Source organism: Candidatus Nanoarchaeia archaeon, from assembly GCA_035290625.1.
GTDB lineage: Archaea > Nanobdellota > Nanobdellia > Woesearchaeales > DATDTY01 > DATDTY01.
Genome location: DATDTY010000034.1, coordinates 1 through 13,613, shown reverse-complemented (window position 1 = coordinate 13,613; position 13,613 = coordinate 1). Strand labels below are relative to the sequence as shown.

Below are 13,613 nucleotides of genomic sequence, written 5' to 3'. Positions count from 1 at the left end.
CAATGCAGGATTAATGACTACAAGACTTAAGAAAGAAGCAAAGATATTGTCATATTGTGCCATCATTATCTTAAGGCACAATATCCTTAATATAGCAAGAAATCTTGCTATATCATTTGAATTATTAACCACACTCGGGGCAACCCCCTTGTCGCTCTGCTGTCTTATTTTAAGGTGGCTCACGAGAGGGCGCTGCATGACTTTTCAATGCGACCGATTCGCAGGGCTGCAAGCCCTCCTTAAGGCGCGTGTTAACGGAGCGAGCCGTTACCCTCAAAACCTTCCCAGCACTTCCCTGACTCTCCCCCAAGAAATAGAAAGATATATAAACCAAAGTAAACATCGGTTAACTATGATAAATATATATAAACTAAGGTTAACCAATCTCCAGCAGGAGATTTTAAGGCTGCTTTTCATAAAGGCAGGAACTGCCTTAAACCAGAGGCAGATATCAAGAAATCTTCAGGTAACTGCTCCAGCAGTAATGAAGGCCCTCCCCCGGCTCCAGAAAGAAAACACAATCAAGATTCACCAGGATAAAGAATCAAAAAGGCTGTCTATTGAATTAAACAGGGATAACCGCAGAGTAATGCAGCTAAAAAGGGCAGACAACTTAAAACTGGTCTATGAATCAGAATTGTACGAGTTTCTGGAGAAAGAATTTGCCGGTGCAGCCATAATCCTGTTTGGAAGCTATTCCCGGGGAGAAGACATCATTAACTCAGACATTGATATTGCAGTGATCGGGAGAAAAGACAAAGAAGCTGATGTAGCTAAATTTGAGAAGCTTCTGGAAAGAAGGATAAGCATCAGTTTTTACGAGTCATTTGGAAAAATACATAAGCACTTAAAGGAAAATCTCTGCAATGGCATTTTACTTGCAGGAGGGGTTGAGTTATGAGTGCAGTAAAGGGATTTGATGAATTTATCAAAAACAGGATTGTCAAGCTGCAGACTCCGGACAAGTCAAGAGCAGAGTTTTTAATCAAGGAAGCTGAAAACTCTTACAAGCTGCTGTTGGAATTAATGAAGAAGATGCGATTAGATGATGATAAGGCGAACATGTTTGTCAAATCATGCTACGATATCCTCATGGAGCCGATAAGGGCAAAAATTGGGAGAGTAAGCGGGATAAAGGGGGAGGTGTACAAATGAGCATACAGACGAAACGGCTTCAGGGCAAGGTGGCAATAGTTACAGGATCGAAGAGGGGCATCGGGAAGGGAATCGCAGTTGCCTTTGCAAAGGAGGGGTGCGCTGTTGTTGTGAGCGACCATAAGAAAACTGATGATGTGAACCTAACTCTTCAGGAGATTGAACGCTGCGGAGCAGAGGCGCTCTTTGTTAAGGCTGATGTTTCGAAAGAGAGGGACATCAAGGCCCTTGTTGAAAAAACAGTGAAGAGGTTCGGCAAGCTCAACATCATGGTGAATAATGCAGGGATTGCACTCATGGGGAGCGTCGATGCAACTACAGAGAAAGACTGGGATAAGGTCATGGATGTGAACCTCAAAGGAGTCTTTTTCGGCATGAAGCACGCTGCGAAGCAGATGGTGAAGCAGGGCAAGGGAGGGAGGATCATCAATATCTCATCAATAGCAGGCATTGTCGGCTTCCAGGGCGCAAGCGCATACTGCGCATCCAAGGGAGGGGTAACCGAGCTTACACGCGAAGCTGCCTTAGATTATGCAAAGCATAACATCACGGTGAATGCCATCAATCCCGGAGTGATCCAGACTGACATGACAAAGCCGATGCTCAAGGATAAGGCAATGGCAAGGATGTTCCTGCAGAATACCCCTGTTGGCAGGATCGGAAAGCCTGAAGATATCGGGAATGCTGCGTTGTTTCTTGCCCTGGATGAATCCAGCTTCATAACCGGCCATAACCTCGTGGTTGACGGAGGATGGACAGCGAAATAGGCTACTGGAGCTTTTTCGCCTTCCACAACGCCACTTTTTCACCAATACGGAGAGGGTAGCGGGAGACAAAGCTTCCCCGGTTGACGGCAAGCTCGACTCTTCCGAAGTCATCAGGCATGATCAGTTCTCCCTGGCTGTGAACTTCTCCGAATGTTGAGGCAAACGGCAGTGAGATGGTTTTATACTTGAGCCTGACATTGATGTGCTGGCCTTTCTTCAAACCCAGCCTGGCAAACTCCTTCTGGAGTAGGTTCAGGTGGGCACTGCCGAACTTGTTGATGTAGATTAGCTCTGCCGAGATCATGCCATTTTCATAGACCGCTTCAGGATAAGGCGGAGCTGCAAGTTTCTTTAACTCCCTGCCAAGCCTTTGCAGCTGAAAGCCTTTGGAGATATGGGCTGCTGCAGGCGCAAAGATATCCCTTCCATGGAAGACAGGAGAGATAAGAGGGGCCATCACACTCCTGTTTTCGATCTCGTACGATTTTACAATGCCGCCAAGAAACCGGCATGCTGGCAACAGGACGCCATTGTCTGGCCCAATCAGGACGTCTCCTCTTCCTGTAAGGATGGCAATCGGCTTTCGGGCTGTGCCGACACCAGGATCAACGACAACAACATGGATAGAAGGAGGGAGGGATTGCGCAGCCTCAAGCTCCTTTGCTGCGCTTCTCAGGTCAAAATCCGGAATGCCATGCGCGAGGTGAATGACGCGGGCCTTTGGATTGATAGATGCAATGACTCCTTCCATCACCCCAATCCCGTGCGTACCAAGGCCGAAGTCAGTAATCAGTGTGATGATGCTGCTGAGTTTTGGGATGGCGCGCTTAGCGGCTCGGCGCTTCTTAGTTGCTCTGTGTTTCCTTGCTCGGGCTGCTTTTTTAGCTGCCGTCATGCCTTTGCCTAGGGCAGTCATCTATTTAAAGATAGCGAAAAGGACGGCTTCCCTGAAAATCTCTTCGAGGTTGCCATCGGAAATGCCAAGCATTTCCGGGCGCTCCTTCGGAGCACGTCGGCTCGGCTGCGCATATGACTGGAGTGACTGACATTCCCCGAATGGGGCAACTCCCTTGTCAGCGCCATGTCTTTACGTTTAAGAGCCTCGCAAAAATGACGGCAACTACATTTTCAGGGAAGCCGAAAAGGCCAAAAGGTTTTTAAAAGATGCAGAAGCCTTAGGATGGATGAACGAGCAGCAAGCCATAGAACTCCTGAAGAAATATTCCTCAGACGATGGAGCCTTCAAAAAAGTATTGGCTCATGTGCAGGCTGTCAAGAAGGCTGCATTGCGGATTGCAGACAGGATTCCAGGCACTGACAAGGAGTTCATCGCTACCGCTTCCATTCTCCACGACATCGGAAGGTTCCAGTTTCCACCAGGCTCTAAGAATGCGATCCAGCACGGCATAAAAGGAGCTGAAATCCTGAGAAAAGAAGGATTTCCAAAGCATGCCCTGGTGGCAGAGCGCCATATCGGAGTAGGCATAAGCAGGAAAGACATCAGGGAGCAGAATCTTCCTCTCCCTGATAAAGATTTTCTTCCAATAAGCAAAGAAGAAAAGATCATAGCCCATGCAGACAACCTTATTTTTGGGGATAAGGAAGGGACATTGCAGATGGTCATTGATCGGTTTAGAATGGAGCTGGGCGAGGAGTATGCCGAGAGGGTCAAGCGGCTTGCTGGCGAAGTAGAGGGCTGGCAGAGAGACTAGTTATTTCCGGGCTCAGTAGAAAGCCAGTCGGCATCGAGCTCGCTTGTGATTGAATCTATGTTTGCTGACATCCCCGAAGGGGCCTACCCTCTGTCAGCACTGCTCATGACTCCAAAGAAGCTCGCAGAAAGGATGCCGGACTTTCTACTGAGCCTTATTTCCGCAGATTGCGTTCCCTTACATAAGGCTCATGGAGCGGGATGTCCGAGTCGTCAAGCTCATACACCTCTTCAGCCTCCTTTTTGAGCTTCTTTCTCTTTTCATCCATGTTCATCATCTCCTGATGATTCAATTAATGATTCTGCATCGTTTGTGAGTAATCTATTGATGGATGCTGCATCATTGGCTGGCCAGGGCCTGCCAAGACAAGGTCCTCTTCGATCTCCCATCTCCGGCCAACAACCATATACGAAACAAACCCCGCAACATAGAAGAGCGAGGCGATCCCAAAAAAAAGGACAAGATAGGCCATCACGAAATACTGGCCTGAAGCCCACAGGCTCGGGATCGCGCCTTGCGGATGAGTTGCGTAGATCAGCAATGTTCTCAAAAAGATATAGACATACACTGCAACAAAAAAGTCAAAGACCCAGAGCGAGATATCCAGGACCCTCTTTTCTGCAGGCCAGTAGGTGCTGACTAGGGGGGCTGCTGCGAGAAAGAAAAGCGAGGCGAAGAATGCTGTCTTCAGCGGAGGGATGCTGGCGCCAAAGAGCTGATGCGTCTGGATATCAACTCCTATAAGGCTGCTTCCCACGATGGCGTCTGTGGAGATTGAGCTGATAGAGAAGATTGGGCTGAGGGCAAACGTCGCTAAGGATGCAAAGAACAGGCCAAAAAGCCAGAGAGGGATGGGAGGATGCTTGTTGCGATAGGCGCTCCACCAAAGATATGCCGGAACCCCAAGGACAAAGGCGAGAAACACCACATTAAAAAAGTATGCCCAGATAAGGAGCACAAGGTTCATGGGGCCGCTCACGTAGGCTGTATCTGCTGAGAATCGGGAGAGGATGCTGCTGTGGCCAGGGCCAAGGATTTCTGCATACAGGGGGTTTTCAAGGCCGGTGATGTAGGGGATGAGATAGATGCCGCCATCAACAAGGAGGTGAAGCACCAGCATGCCTGCCAGGCCGAGCATCAGGGTGCGCCTGTTTGAGAATAGCCCCGTGAATTGCTCATAAAACCTCGTGGAGGCTTCTCCCACCCTGTAAAGGAAGGAGTCCAGCCTGAAGAATTCCCACTGGCGCTGATAGAGCGTGAAAAAGTAGAATAAGAGGGTGATGAGTAAGAGGGGGGCATCAACAGATAGAGATATCCACTCCATGAAAAAATTAAAGACAACAACGAAGAAGGCAAACAATGCAAGGAGGATCGCAAAGAATCTCTTCAGGAGCCCTGGCCCTGGAGCGATATGACTGCTCCACTCTGCCAGGACTGCCGCATGGATGAGCAGCAGCAGCGCTCCTATCATGATTGAAAGAATAGTGATTGTTGAGGCATGCTGGCTCAGGAAGCTGAAGAAGGCTCCAAACCAGAGCGATGAGGCCTGATCAGCAATAAAAATAAGGTTTTTCGCGGCAAGGAAAAGGTAGGTCATAACAAGAGTGAAGTCCAGAACCTTATTCCCCTCTCCAAACAAGATGGTGGTGAGGCTCGCCTTGTAGAAGAGGTAGACAACTGAGGCCCAGGAGAGGATCTTCTTCAGGATATCAAGATCGCCAGGAAGCTGGTGGGTAAAATCCAGGATATTCAAGGCTATCAGGAGTCCAAGGAAAAGCTCCTCAAGCCTGTGATGCCAGTCCATAAGGCCTTTGAGCTGAAGTATTATTTATAGATATCCTTCAGTTTGGGGCATTGAAAAGTTATGCGGAGCAATAATACAGGTTAGGGTTGCTGCCAATTTTGCGAGGCTCTATAAACTTAAGGAAGCGCAGCGGAGGGGGTTGTCCCTTACGGGCGAGGTGCCGCTCTTTGCTGAAAACATGAAGAGCCGAGCTGCTCCGAAGGAGCGACCAAAAATGCGAGGCATTTTTGAGCACGGCGGCAACCGCTACAAAGCAACCTTGCCATGTTACCAGCAAAACAGCAACAATTAAATATCCTGCAGACATAGATATCGATATGAAAGCCCAGATCAGCTTCGAATACATCATTATCGCAGGGCTTGTGCTTGTGATGGTCATCCCGTTGTTCTTCTACAGCCTGAGGGAGACTGAAACAGCACTCAGCTCCAATAAGGCAGGGGATGCTGTTGAGGTCCTGGGCAGAACTGTGGATACTGTTTATTCAATCGGGCCGGGAACAAGGCATTATGTTACGGTTGACCTGCCCAAAGGAGTAACCTCAGTTTCTGTGCAGAACAAGAGCGTAACCCTGAAGGTAAAACAGTATGGCGGCATTGCTGACGTCTTCGCAGACACAAAGGCCCCATTAGTGGGAAGCTTCCCCATCAATCCTGGAAGGCATACTATCCTGGTTGAAATGCTTGATTCAGGGTATGTTAGGATAGGATCGGCAAATGATACAATTGCTCCTCAGGTAACCTGGACAGATCCTTCAGGCCTGGTATGCAACAGGTATATTACGCTGAAGGCGCTTACGAATGAGCCCTCTGGCTGCAGGTTTTCCTCAATAGACCAAGGCTACGGCTCAATGCCAACTCCGTTTGCCGGCTCCTCCTTGACGCATGACTATATCCTAGGATTCCAGGATGAAGGAGACTATGCCTACTACATCCGCTGCATGGATCCATTTGACAATGTTATGCAGAGCTCAGCAGTCATGAGCTATGTCATTAATCTAAGCCTTTGCGGACTTTCAGGGAATGCTACAAATGAATCAATCCCTCCGAATATCAGGCTTTTGTTTCCCGGGAATGGCTATGCAGACACTTCAGGAAGCGTTGTGTTCTCGTATAATGTCACAGACCATTCTCCAATCAGCCACTGCAGGCTGATATTCAATTCCAGCATCATGCAGACCTCGTATTCTGTTGAACGGGACATTGCCCAGAATTTCACCCAGCCTGTTGACAAAGGATCATATCTCTGGAGCGTGAACTGCACTGACGTCTGGGGGAACCAGAACAGAAGCCTGTCCAGATTGTTTTCCACAAATTTCTCCCAGGACCTTGACATTCCTGTTGTCAGAAGCATTGCGCCTGCAAATAACAGCATCAGGAACTACTGGCTTGTCAGCTTCATCTATAATGTGACTGATGCTTCTTCAGGGATCTCCTCCTGCAGCGTCAATATGAGGGGGCTGCTGGACGCAAATTCCACCTTGTCCTGGAGCATTGCAAGCGCGCCTATTGTTGAGAATGCTTCCCAAAGCATTATTATGCCTTTGCTGAAAGGCAATTATTCATGGAATATCTCCTGTGTGGATGACAGCCTTAACGGAAACAAAGGAGTTTCTGAAAATAGAAATCTCCGCATCAACATCTCTGCAGGAGAGGAAGCTTTCCTGGACAGCTGCTCAGGATGGTGCGGCTACAGCGGCTTGCGGGATGGAACATGCGAAAATTCTGAGAACAAGTGCGCGGATAACTGCGGGCTTCCCTACTCCTCTTCCCATGACTGCTACGCAGGCCAAAATGTTTCGCAAACCTACTGCAACACAGGAGGGGCAGAGGCGGATACCTGCTGCTGCATCGCGTAATGGCAGTCAGGATAGTTTGTTGGCTTCGGTTTTTGTAATGGGGCCCAACAAAAAAAGAGGGTTCCTAACAGCTGGACTCTCGAACAAGGAAGATGAAAAGACAAACAGCAAAGCTTCTCCTTTTGGCAGCATTCCTCCTTGGAGCTGTTATCCTTGTTCGGTTGCAGCAGATGCCCGGGCCACAGTATGTTGGCCTTGCAGCAGAACATGGCAGTGAGCATGGCAGCGATATAGCATGCGCTGATCTGCAAAGCTGCTGCAGGCAGGGAGGAGGAGTATACTGTGCCTACACTGATGATAGAGTGGATGAGAACGACGGAGTGGACGAGAAATGCTGCAATCCTGGAGAAAGCTGCTCATCGTTATCTATAGGAGTTAAGCTATCTTCCTGCAATGCTGCCGATGACACTGCATGCCCTAAGAAATGCCCGGGAAGAGAGGCTTATAGAGGAATTGACCGCTGCTGCAGAATAGACGATGTCTGTGGCAATGAAGCTAATCATGGTGCTGCTGTCTGCGCTCAGGATATAAGTGATTGCAAGAATCCCTGCAAAGGGGAAAAGAGGATATTGAGGACAGATTTCAGGGGTTTAAATATTTGCTGCGATGCTGATGAGAGATGCAGCCATAATACCGGAGCTGCGGTTTGCACAGGAGATCCCAACAAAGGATGCCAAAGAGACGAGACAAGATGCGACTCAGATCCTGATGGCGGCACACGCCAATCTAGAAATTTTGGGACGATGGATGACGATGAAGGATACTTCCTCTGCTGCAGCAGAGACACTCCTGTATGTGTTTCTGGAAGCGCAACCTCAAATGGAAGGCCCAACTGTGTTCGAAGAGAGGATTAAGGAAAAAAGGCGTGTGACACAAATGAGAAACTTACCTTGGATTCCCAATATAATCAAAATTTAAAGTAGAATCAGGGCCGTAGAAATCCCTCACTATCCTATCGATAACATGCTCAATCTCTTCAGGCTTCATGGATCCATACGCAGTAAACCCATAAGAGTCCAATAGTTTTCTGTCAGCATCAGAAAATCCGCCTTCCATGAGATCCCGCCGGACAACCTCCCGTATTCTCTTCTCTTCGGTTCTTTTTGTTTCAATCCCTGAGCATGCAGCCAAGCCTGCAATGCCAGCAACAGCGGGAGCTGCCTTTATGAGAGTACTCAAGAATTGCCTTCTGTCCGGGGTTTCCATAGGAAGGTATAAGATAGGTTTGCCTATATAAATGTTTCTATTTTAACTACTATATAGGGAGTACTAATGATGTGGCTCTTCAGCAAGTGAAACCGCACCCAGGAGCCAGGCCGTCTTTGGAGAGAGGAGACGGATCAAAAACAGCAAAAAATCGGTGGCTTTATATATAATGGGCTATATTCTCCTATAGGTGATACATAATTGCACCGACAACGATACAAATAGACAAGTCCACCGTTAAGTCTCTGAAGGCGGTACGGGAATACCCCCGGCAGACGTATAATGAGCTGATCAAGCAGATGCTCAAAGTCTTCGACACTGCAAGGAAGGGAAACCAGTATGACGAGTTTTTGCATAAAATCCAGCAGCCCAAGATGAGAGAGTTATGGGATAACGCCGAAGATGAGGCATGGGAACGTGCTTAAATCAGGCGATGTGGTTCTTGCAGATATCCAATTTACCGATACCTTTGAGATAAAGAAACGGCCTGCCCTTGTTCTGTTTGAAGAATTTGGCAACGTCGTTGTTGCCGGAATCACGAGCAACACTGGAATGAAAGGCGTTTCTGTAACGAAGAAAGAGGGAGCGATAAAAGACAGCATCATAAAACTCAATTATATTTTTACTATTTCTCATGCAATGATTGAAAAGACGCTGTTTTCTTTATCAACAGGCAAGAAGAAAGAAGTGTTTGATGCACTGGTTGGAAGACTTGATGCATTGCGATGAGGAGGATTTGTCTCAACGGATCGATCCCTGCAAAACACATACTTGCGGACAAAAGAAAAATTAATACAAATAGGACTAAAACAACCAAGATGAAGCAGCAGACAGCCAAGCTTATTCTCCTGGCAGCGTTCCTTTTCGGAGCTGTTGTCATCATACGATTGCAGGAGGAACCCTCTTCGTCATTTATTGGCCTTGCAGCAGAACATAGCAGTGAGCATGGAAGCGATATCGGATGCGCTGATCTCAGGGACTGCTGCACAAGGAGCGGAGGCACTTATGCTGCATTTGGCTATGATCCAAGTCGTCACTCTGCCATGTCCAGATATCCGAGAAAGGATGAGAAATGCTGCAATCCTGGAGAAACCCCTTATGAGGCTGAAATCACGGTGTTCGGATTTGGCTGGAGGGGGGTTCTTTGCAACGCCGCATCGAATTGCCAGAGCAAATGCAAAGGAATCCAGGGAAGCGCAGCAGGGGATAGAGGAAAGCAGTTTTTAGAATATGCGCGCTGTTGCAGGACTGATCAAACCTGCTTCGGCGAGCCTGCCTATGGAACTCCAGTCTGCAGTGATCTTGATCCGAATGACCCCAATGAGAGATGCCAGACTCCAGTAACCTGCTCGGGAAAAGAAGGGGGGCATGGAGTTGATGTTAGGGGTGTGACGCTTTGCTGCAGCGCAGGCGCAAGATGCCTCCATACTAATGGTTTCCCAATATGCAGCGGAGGCTGCAGCCCTGAAACTGAGATCGAATGCCCCTCAGCTAACCGGAGATATGGAATAACAGATGAAGAGAGGAGTTTTAGTATCTGTTGCAATAAGATTGAGGAATATTGCATACCAGGATCGCAAACAAATGAAGGCAGACCGTTCTGCATAGCGTATCAGTAGGGGGGAACAGGAGACCAGCGCTGAAGGGAGTTCAGGAAATCATCGACAAATAGCTTATCTTCCATGGCTTTTTGATAGCTTTCATACCCAGCTTTCTTAGCAGCGTCGCTCAGGATTCTTTTCTCAAAATCATCCATGCAGCCTTTTCTTGCATACTCCTGAAATGCTCTGGCTGCTTTCTGAATATCCTGCTCTTGGGCTATTGTTGATTCTAGCGATGCGGGCTGCTCGACTCTGGTTGGGGCGGCGCATCCGCTGAGCATGGAAGCAGCTAATGCAACATACAAAGGGAGTCTTTTAACGTGAATCGCCATACTGGAGTATAAGGCATATCCCCATATATAAATCTTTCTATTTTAACTACTTAAAAGAGGTAATAAGATACAGGCCAGTTCGCCTAAACCCACAGCAACATTTTTATAGAATGCTTCTGCCTTAAACTGCATGCCCAAAGCCCAGATGCAGGCGTTTTCCTATGTTCTCATAGCTATTGTCGCATTAGGCATCCTGATCACATCGTATAGCCTGACCATAGGTTTTCGTGAGAAGCAGTGCATTGCAGAGCTGACTTCGTTTATTACATCAAATTGAAGCGAAGCCGAGAGGGTAGTCTAGAGGCGGGGCGGCCGTTTCGTTCATGCGAACAAAGTAAGCCATCAAGAAAAATAAGAGAAGTGGAGATAAATTATCTTTTTTTCTTTTTGTATTCTATCCAATCATGATTAGATACTGCAACTTTATCTGCTAATTGGAAAATGTGTGCATATACACTTGCGGGAACGCCTTCACTTCTATGATTTATAATACAGTCCTCTATTAAACTTAAATAATCTTTATACTCGGGATATTGATTAATAAACTTCGTCACAAATTTTATACTTTCTTTATGATGATTTTCTTTATCGATAATCTTACCCAGATCATGTAACCAGCCAGCCAGTATAAAAACTACAGGATCTAAATCAGTGTTTTTGATCATACCTAAACAAGCATCAACAACACATTGGCAGTGTATCCAATGCTTTTCATCATCCCACTCATTTTGAAAGAATGTTTTGACACTTTGCTCTGCTCTAATCTGTTTTAATAGGGACATGTATTTTACCTCCATATAAGCGTGCTATCCTTTTTTGCCGAGTAGCCAAGACGTCTAAAAATTCAGCAAAGGGTTGTTTGCCATAATATCTGCTACCCTGGATAAAATCAAATATAGATTGACTTCTTAATAACCTTAATTCTTCATTATATTCCATAGCTTCAGATACGAATCTTGCATATGCTTTGGATTCAGGATGTTTTTTAATAAAAGCAGTATACCTCTTTTGCGCGCTATACGCTGAAATCATTTTTTTTCTGTGTAAATCTTGCATTTTTTCATAAACATCATCTATTGATGTTTCCTCTGGAATATTTCGCATGGCAAACCTGTCTACCCAATCATCGGTGTATTGTTGGAGTATATCAATTAATCTAAATCTTGTTGAACCATTTTTACAAAACCATCTATCATCCCATTGACTAAACCATTGGGACCTTTCATTTGATTGATCTTTTTGTGCTAGTTGATGGCCTTGATGCATTAATGAATACATTCTTTGTTGATGAAAAAAAGATCTCCCACTGGGTACACATAATAATTCTACGGGAGTTTTTTCTAAATCTATCATTTTATCCATAATAAGAGACTCATAATCTAAATGTCTTTCCCACTTTTCCCGGTATCCCTCAATAGATAGATGATCTGACTTTAATAGTCTTTCTCTATGTTCGTTTTTAATGGCGATTAGGTTACTTACCGTCCCTTCTTGATTGAGATGATCAAATATTGCTTCTCCAACAAAAATGCCACCAAAGATTAGTTCAGTAATGGTATTATCAAAATGTAAATCATCATGAGGTAATTGATAATCGCTTACTATTTTAGGTCTATGAACTTCCAAAAACAGTTCTCTTGCTTTCATTTGATTTGCTTGCGGCGACTCTCTCATTTATATTTCTCCATAAATCTTTCAAAAAATCGTGATGTTTCTTGATCAAAACATTTGATCACTTGGATTGTTGCACTTAAATAATCCATCTCTGAATAAAATTTTTCTGATTTCATCCAAAAACGTCTAGCAATTTTTCTTTTGTTCCTAAAAAAAGAATTTTCGGGGGTTCTTACAAAATCTTTTTCAAAATCTCTTAAGGTGAATATGTCTCCAAATATATTTTCATCGTCCAATAAGAATGGGGGGAAAGTGTCTATATAGGCCCATTGACCTTCTTGTGTTTGCATCCAGTTCTCAGGTTTAGCATCTAAACCGACAATTTTATCTGATTTTGAAATAAAATTTAAAGAGTCATATAATAATTGTTCGTATATCGCCCTCTTTGCTTTTGGAGGGGCATCACTTTGTAGAAACTGTTCATAGTTAACGCCACCAATGAAAGATTGAGTGAGATAAAATAAATTTCCATCTCTATTAATCTCTGTGGGTACAGTAGTTAATGAAAGTCTAAGTTCGTTATGATATGCTTCTTGTAATTGAACTAATCTTGTGATTGTTTTATCATCAGCAACAAAAAAACCTTTAACAACTGTTTGATCAACTTTTCTGGGTACGCCATAGTTACCCCTAAATGTTCTTAATGGGAGGTACTCTTTGAATGGAAGTTCTCCATTTTGGGTCCTTACATCTTCAATTTCTACCATATCAACTAGATCTTCATTCATTTTTAAGTCTATTTTTAGTAATTTAGAAGTAGTGATTAAAATATGTTTATAAATGTTTGTTCTTTGTTTGGCTTGTGCTCACCAGTGATGTGCTACAATGCTCATTTTGAATAGACCCCCTATAGGTGGCATTGAAAAGTCATGCAGCGCCCTCTTGTGAGCCATTATAACGGAGCGGCGGCACAGCGACAAGGGGGTTGTCCCATCCGGGGAATGTCGCTATTCTGCTTGATTTGCACATGGCGAACTGCTCCGCAGAAGCGACCAAAAATGCGAAGCATTTTTGAGTACTGGCGCTGCCGAGCGAAGCGAGCAACTTTTCGATGCCACCCCCCTATAGCAACATTCTTATACTTCATTTCCAAGCAAAACAGATATGCCCAAAGCCCAGATGCAGGCATTTTCCTACGTTCTCATAGCTATTGTCGCATTAGGCATCCTGATCACATCGTATAGCCTGACCATAGGTTTTCGTGAGAAGCAGTGCGTTGCAGAGCTGACTTCGTTTATTACAGGAATCCAGGCAGACTCTCCAAGAGTATCAAGGCAGGCGGGGGCTGTCCTTGAGAAAAGGTATAAGGGATTTTGCGGAGCAGAGAGAGTCTACTTTGTTGATGAGGATATCAAGAACAGAGTGTTGAACAATCCTCCGTTTGCTCGTCTTCCGTTACTGGTTGATTCTCTTGCCTCTGACACTGGCAACAATATGTACATTGTCAAGAAAGGAAAGATCTTGGATCAGGTCAATATCGGAGAGCTGAACATAGGTTATCCTGAT

At 45.6% G+C, this 13,613-nt stretch carries 19 protein-coding genes; 11 read left to right on the top strand and 8 right to left on the bottom strand.

The annotated features are described in order from the left end of the window. Window positions 1-198: hypothetical protein (locus tag VJB08_03260; protein HLD42981.1), on the bottom strand; the 198-nt coding region annotated here is incomplete at its 3' end. Window positions 199-352: 154 nt separating this feature from the next. On the opposite strand from VJB08_03260, the gene VJB08_03255 reads away from it, so the two are divergent. The 3 genes from VJB08_03255 to VJB08_03245 are packed head-to-tail and all read left to right on the top strand — an operon-like array spanning window position 353 to window position 1,922. Then, window positions 353-901 carry a nucleotidyltransferase domain-containing protein gene (locus VJB08_03255; protein ID HLD42980.1) on the top strand — a complete coding sequence of 183 codons (549 nt, stop codon included), beginning with the start codon at window positions 353-355 and terminating at the stop codon, window positions 899-901. Continuing rightward, complete coding sequence (locus VJB08_03250; GenBank protein ID HLD42979.1) at window positions 898-1,155, top strand: hypothetical protein; 258 nt, start codon at window positions 898-900, stop codon at window positions 1,153-1,155. The genes VJB08_03255 and VJB08_03250 overlap by 4 nt, the downstream gene beginning before the upstream one ends. Further along, window positions 1,152-1,922 (top strand): SDR family NAD(P)-dependent oxidoreductase, encoded by a 771-nt coding sequence (locus tag VJB08_03245; GenBank protein HLD42978.1) that lies wholly within the window; start codon window positions 1,152-1,154, stop codon window positions 1,920-1,922. The genes VJB08_03250 and VJB08_03245 overlap by 4 nt, the downstream gene beginning before the upstream one ends. A gap of 1 nt (window position 1,923) precedes the next feature. On the opposite strand, the gene VJB08_03240 is transcribed toward VJB08_03245, so the two are convergent. After that, window positions 1,924-2,817, bottom strand: a complete 894-nt coding sequence (locus VJB08_03240) for an SAM-dependent chlorinase/fluorinase (protein ID HLD42977.1) — start codon at window positions 2,815-2,817, stop codon at window positions 1,924-1,926. 289 nt (window positions 2,818-3,106) lie between these two features. On the opposite strand from VJB08_03240, the gene VJB08_03235 reads away from it, so the two are divergent. Continuing rightward, window positions 3,107-3,634, top strand: a complete 528-nt coding sequence (locus VJB08_03235) for an HDIG domain-containing protein (GenBank protein HLD42976.1) — start codon at window positions 3,107-3,109, stop codon at window positions 3,632-3,634. A 292-nt stretch (window positions 3,635-3,926) separates the two neighbouring features. On the opposite strand, the gene VJB08_03230 is transcribed toward VJB08_03235, so the two are convergent. After that, window positions 3,927-5,438 carry a hypothetical protein gene (locus VJB08_03230; GenBank protein ID HLD42975.1) on the bottom strand — a complete coding sequence of 504 codons (1,512 nt, stop codon included), beginning with the start codon at window positions 5,436-5,438 and terminating at the stop codon, window positions 3,927-3,929. Between the two features lie 317 nt (window positions 5,439-5,755). Here VJB08_03230 and VJB08_03225 point away from each other — a divergent pair, with 317 nt between their 5' ends. Together VJB08_03225 and VJB08_03220 are read left to right on the top strand one after the other, a co-directional pair. Further along, the gene (locus tag VJB08_03225) at window positions 5,756-7,294 is read left to right on the top strand and encodes a hypothetical protein (GenBank protein HLD42974.1); all 1,539 of its coding nucleotides are present in this window, start codon (window positions 5,756-5,758) and stop codon (window positions 7,292-7,294) included. A 92-nt stretch (window positions 7,295-7,386) separates the two neighbouring features. Further along, on the top strand, window positions 7,387-8,148 hold the full coding sequence (locus tag VJB08_03220; protein HLD42973.1) for a hypothetical protein: 762 nt from the start codon (window positions 7,387-7,389) through the stop codon (window positions 8,146-8,148). Between the two features lie 31 nt (window positions 8,149-8,179). On the opposite strand, the gene VJB08_03215 is transcribed toward VJB08_03220, so the two are convergent. Further along, entirely contained in the window at window positions 8,180-8,500 is a 321-nt protein-coding gene (locus VJB08_03215; protein ID HLD42972.1) for a hypothetical protein, read from the bottom strand. A gap of 299 nt (window positions 8,501-8,799) precedes the next feature. Here VJB08_03215 and VJB08_03210 point away from each other — a divergent pair, with 299 nt between their 5' ends. From VJB08_03210 to VJB08_03200, 3 genes are all read left to right on the top strand, one after another. Next, window positions 8,800-8,925: a hypothetical protein gene (locus tag VJB08_03210; GenBank protein HLD42971.1), complete on the top strand. Its 126-nt coding sequence runs from the start codon at window positions 8,800-8,802 to the stop codon at window positions 8,923-8,925. Beyond that, the gene (locus VJB08_03205; GenBank protein ID HLD42970.1) at window positions 8,918-9,229 is read left to right on the top strand and encodes a type II toxin-antitoxin system PemK/MazF family toxin; all 312 of its coding nucleotides are present in this window, start codon (window positions 8,918-8,920) and stop codon (window positions 9,227-9,229) included. Before VJB08_03210 ends, VJB08_03205 begins: the two co-directional genes overlap by 8 nt. An 89-nt stretch (window positions 9,230-9,318) precedes the next feature. Continuing rightward, a complete protein-coding gene (locus VJB08_03200) occupies window positions 9,319-10,119 on the top strand; it encodes a hypothetical protein (protein ID HLD42969.1) in 801 nt (266 codons plus the stop codon). On the opposite strand, the gene VJB08_03195 is transcribed toward VJB08_03200, so the two are convergent. After that, entirely contained in the window at window positions 10,113-10,433 is a 321-nt protein-coding gene (locus VJB08_03195; GenBank protein HLD42968.1) for a hypothetical protein, read from the bottom strand. The two genes, VJB08_03200 and VJB08_03195, sit on opposite strands and share 7 nt — an antisense overlap. Before the next feature lie 130 nt (window positions 10,434-10,563). On the opposite strand from VJB08_03195, the gene VJB08_03190 reads away from it, so the two are divergent. Next, window positions 10,564-10,710 (top strand): hypothetical protein, encoded by a 147-nt coding sequence (locus VJB08_03190; GenBank protein HLD42967.1) that lies wholly within the window; start codon window positions 10,564-10,566, stop codon window positions 10,708-10,710. Between the two features lie 94 nt (window positions 10,711-10,804). On the opposite strand, the gene VJB08_03185 is transcribed toward VJB08_03190, so the two are convergent. The 3 genes from VJB08_03185 to VJB08_03175 are packed head-to-tail and all read right to left on the bottom strand — an operon-like array spanning window position 10,805 to window position 12,814. Beyond that, window positions 10,805-11,215 (bottom strand): HD domain-containing protein, encoded by a 411-nt coding sequence (locus VJB08_03185; GenBank protein HLD42966.1) that lies wholly within the window; start codon window positions 11,213-11,215, stop codon window positions 10,805-10,807. After that, complete coding sequence (locus VJB08_03180) at window positions 11,193-12,080, bottom strand: hypothetical protein (protein ID HLD42965.1); 888 nt, start codon at window positions 12,078-12,080, stop codon at window positions 11,193-11,195. Before VJB08_03180 ends, VJB08_03185 begins: the two co-directional genes overlap by 23 nt. A gap of 23 nt (window positions 12,081-12,103) precedes the next feature. Further along, on the bottom strand, window positions 12,104-12,814 hold the full coding sequence (locus tag VJB08_03175; protein ID HLD42964.1) for a hypothetical protein: 711 nt from the start codon (window positions 12,812-12,814) through the stop codon (window positions 12,104-12,106). A 397-nt stretch (window positions 12,815-13,211) separates the two neighbouring features. Here VJB08_03175 and VJB08_03170 point away from each other — a divergent pair. Further along, window positions 13,212-13,613, top strand: a 402-nt coding sequence (locus tag VJB08_03170; GenBank protein HLD42963.1) for a hypothetical protein, incomplete at its 3' end; no start/stop codon positions are given.

Excerpts from the sequence above, each read along its gene's own strand:
- VJB08_03255 (HLD42980.1), top strand. The coding sequence starts at position 353 with ATGATAAATATATATAAACTAAGGTTAACCAATCTCCAGCAGGAGATT.
- VJB08_03250 (HLD42979.1), top strand. The coding sequence starts at position 898 with ATGAGTGCAGTAAAGGGATTTGATGAATTTATCAAAAACAGGATTGTC.
- VJB08_03245 (HLD42978.1), top strand. The coding sequence starts at position 1,152 with ATGAGCATACAGACGAAACGGCTTCAGGGCAAGGTGGCAATAGTTACA.
- VJB08_03240 (HLD42977.1), bottom strand. The coding sequence starts at position 2,817 with ATGACGGCAGCTAAAAAAGCAGCCCGAGCAAGGAAACACAGAGCAACT.
- VJB08_03235 (HLD42976.1), top strand. The coding sequence starts at position 3,107 with ATGAACGAGCAGCAAGCCATAGAACTCCTGAAGAAATATTCCTCAGAC.
- VJB08_03230 (HLD42975.1), bottom strand. The coding sequence starts at position 5,438 with ATGGACTGGCATCACAGGCTTGAGGAGCTTTTCCTTGGACTCCTGATA.
- VJB08_03225 (HLD42974.1), top strand. The coding sequence starts at position 5,756 with ATGAAAGCCCAGATCAGCTTCGAATACATCATTATCGCAGGGCTTGTG.
- VJB08_03220 (HLD42973.1), top strand. The coding sequence starts at position 7,387 with ATGAAAAGACAAACAGCAAAGCTTCTCCTTTTGGCAGCATTCCTCCTT.
- VJB08_03215 (HLD42972.1), bottom strand. The coding sequence starts at position 8,500 with ATGGAAACCCCGGACAGAAGGCAATTCTTGAGTACTCTCATAAAGGCA.
- VJB08_03210 (HLD42971.1), top strand. The coding sequence starts at position 8,800 with ATGCTCAAAGTCTTCGACACTGCAAGGAAGGGAAACCAGTATGACGAG.
- VJB08_03200 (HLD42969.1), top strand. The coding sequence starts at position 9,319 with ATGAAGCAGCAGACAGCCAAGCTTATTCTCCTGGCAGCGTTCCTTTTC.
- VJB08_03195 (HLD42968.1), bottom strand. The coding sequence starts at position 10,433 with ATGGCGATTCACGTTAAAAGACTCCCTTTGTATGTTGCATTAGCTGCT.
- VJB08_03190 (HLD42967.1), top strand. The coding sequence starts at position 10,564 with ATGCCCAAAGCCCAGATGCAGGCGTTTTCCTATGTTCTCATAGCTATT.
- VJB08_03185 (HLD42966.1), bottom strand. The coding sequence starts at position 11,215 with ATGTCCCTATTAAAACAGATTAGAGCAGAGCAAAGTGTCAAAACATTC.
- VJB08_03180 (HLD42965.1), bottom strand. The coding sequence starts at position 12,080 with ATGAAAGCAAGAGAACTGTTTTTGGAAGTTCATAGACCTAAAATAGTA.
- VJB08_03175 (HLD42964.1), bottom strand. The coding sequence starts at position 12,814 with ATGGTAGAAATTGAAGATGTAAGGACCCAAAATGGAGAACTTCCATTC.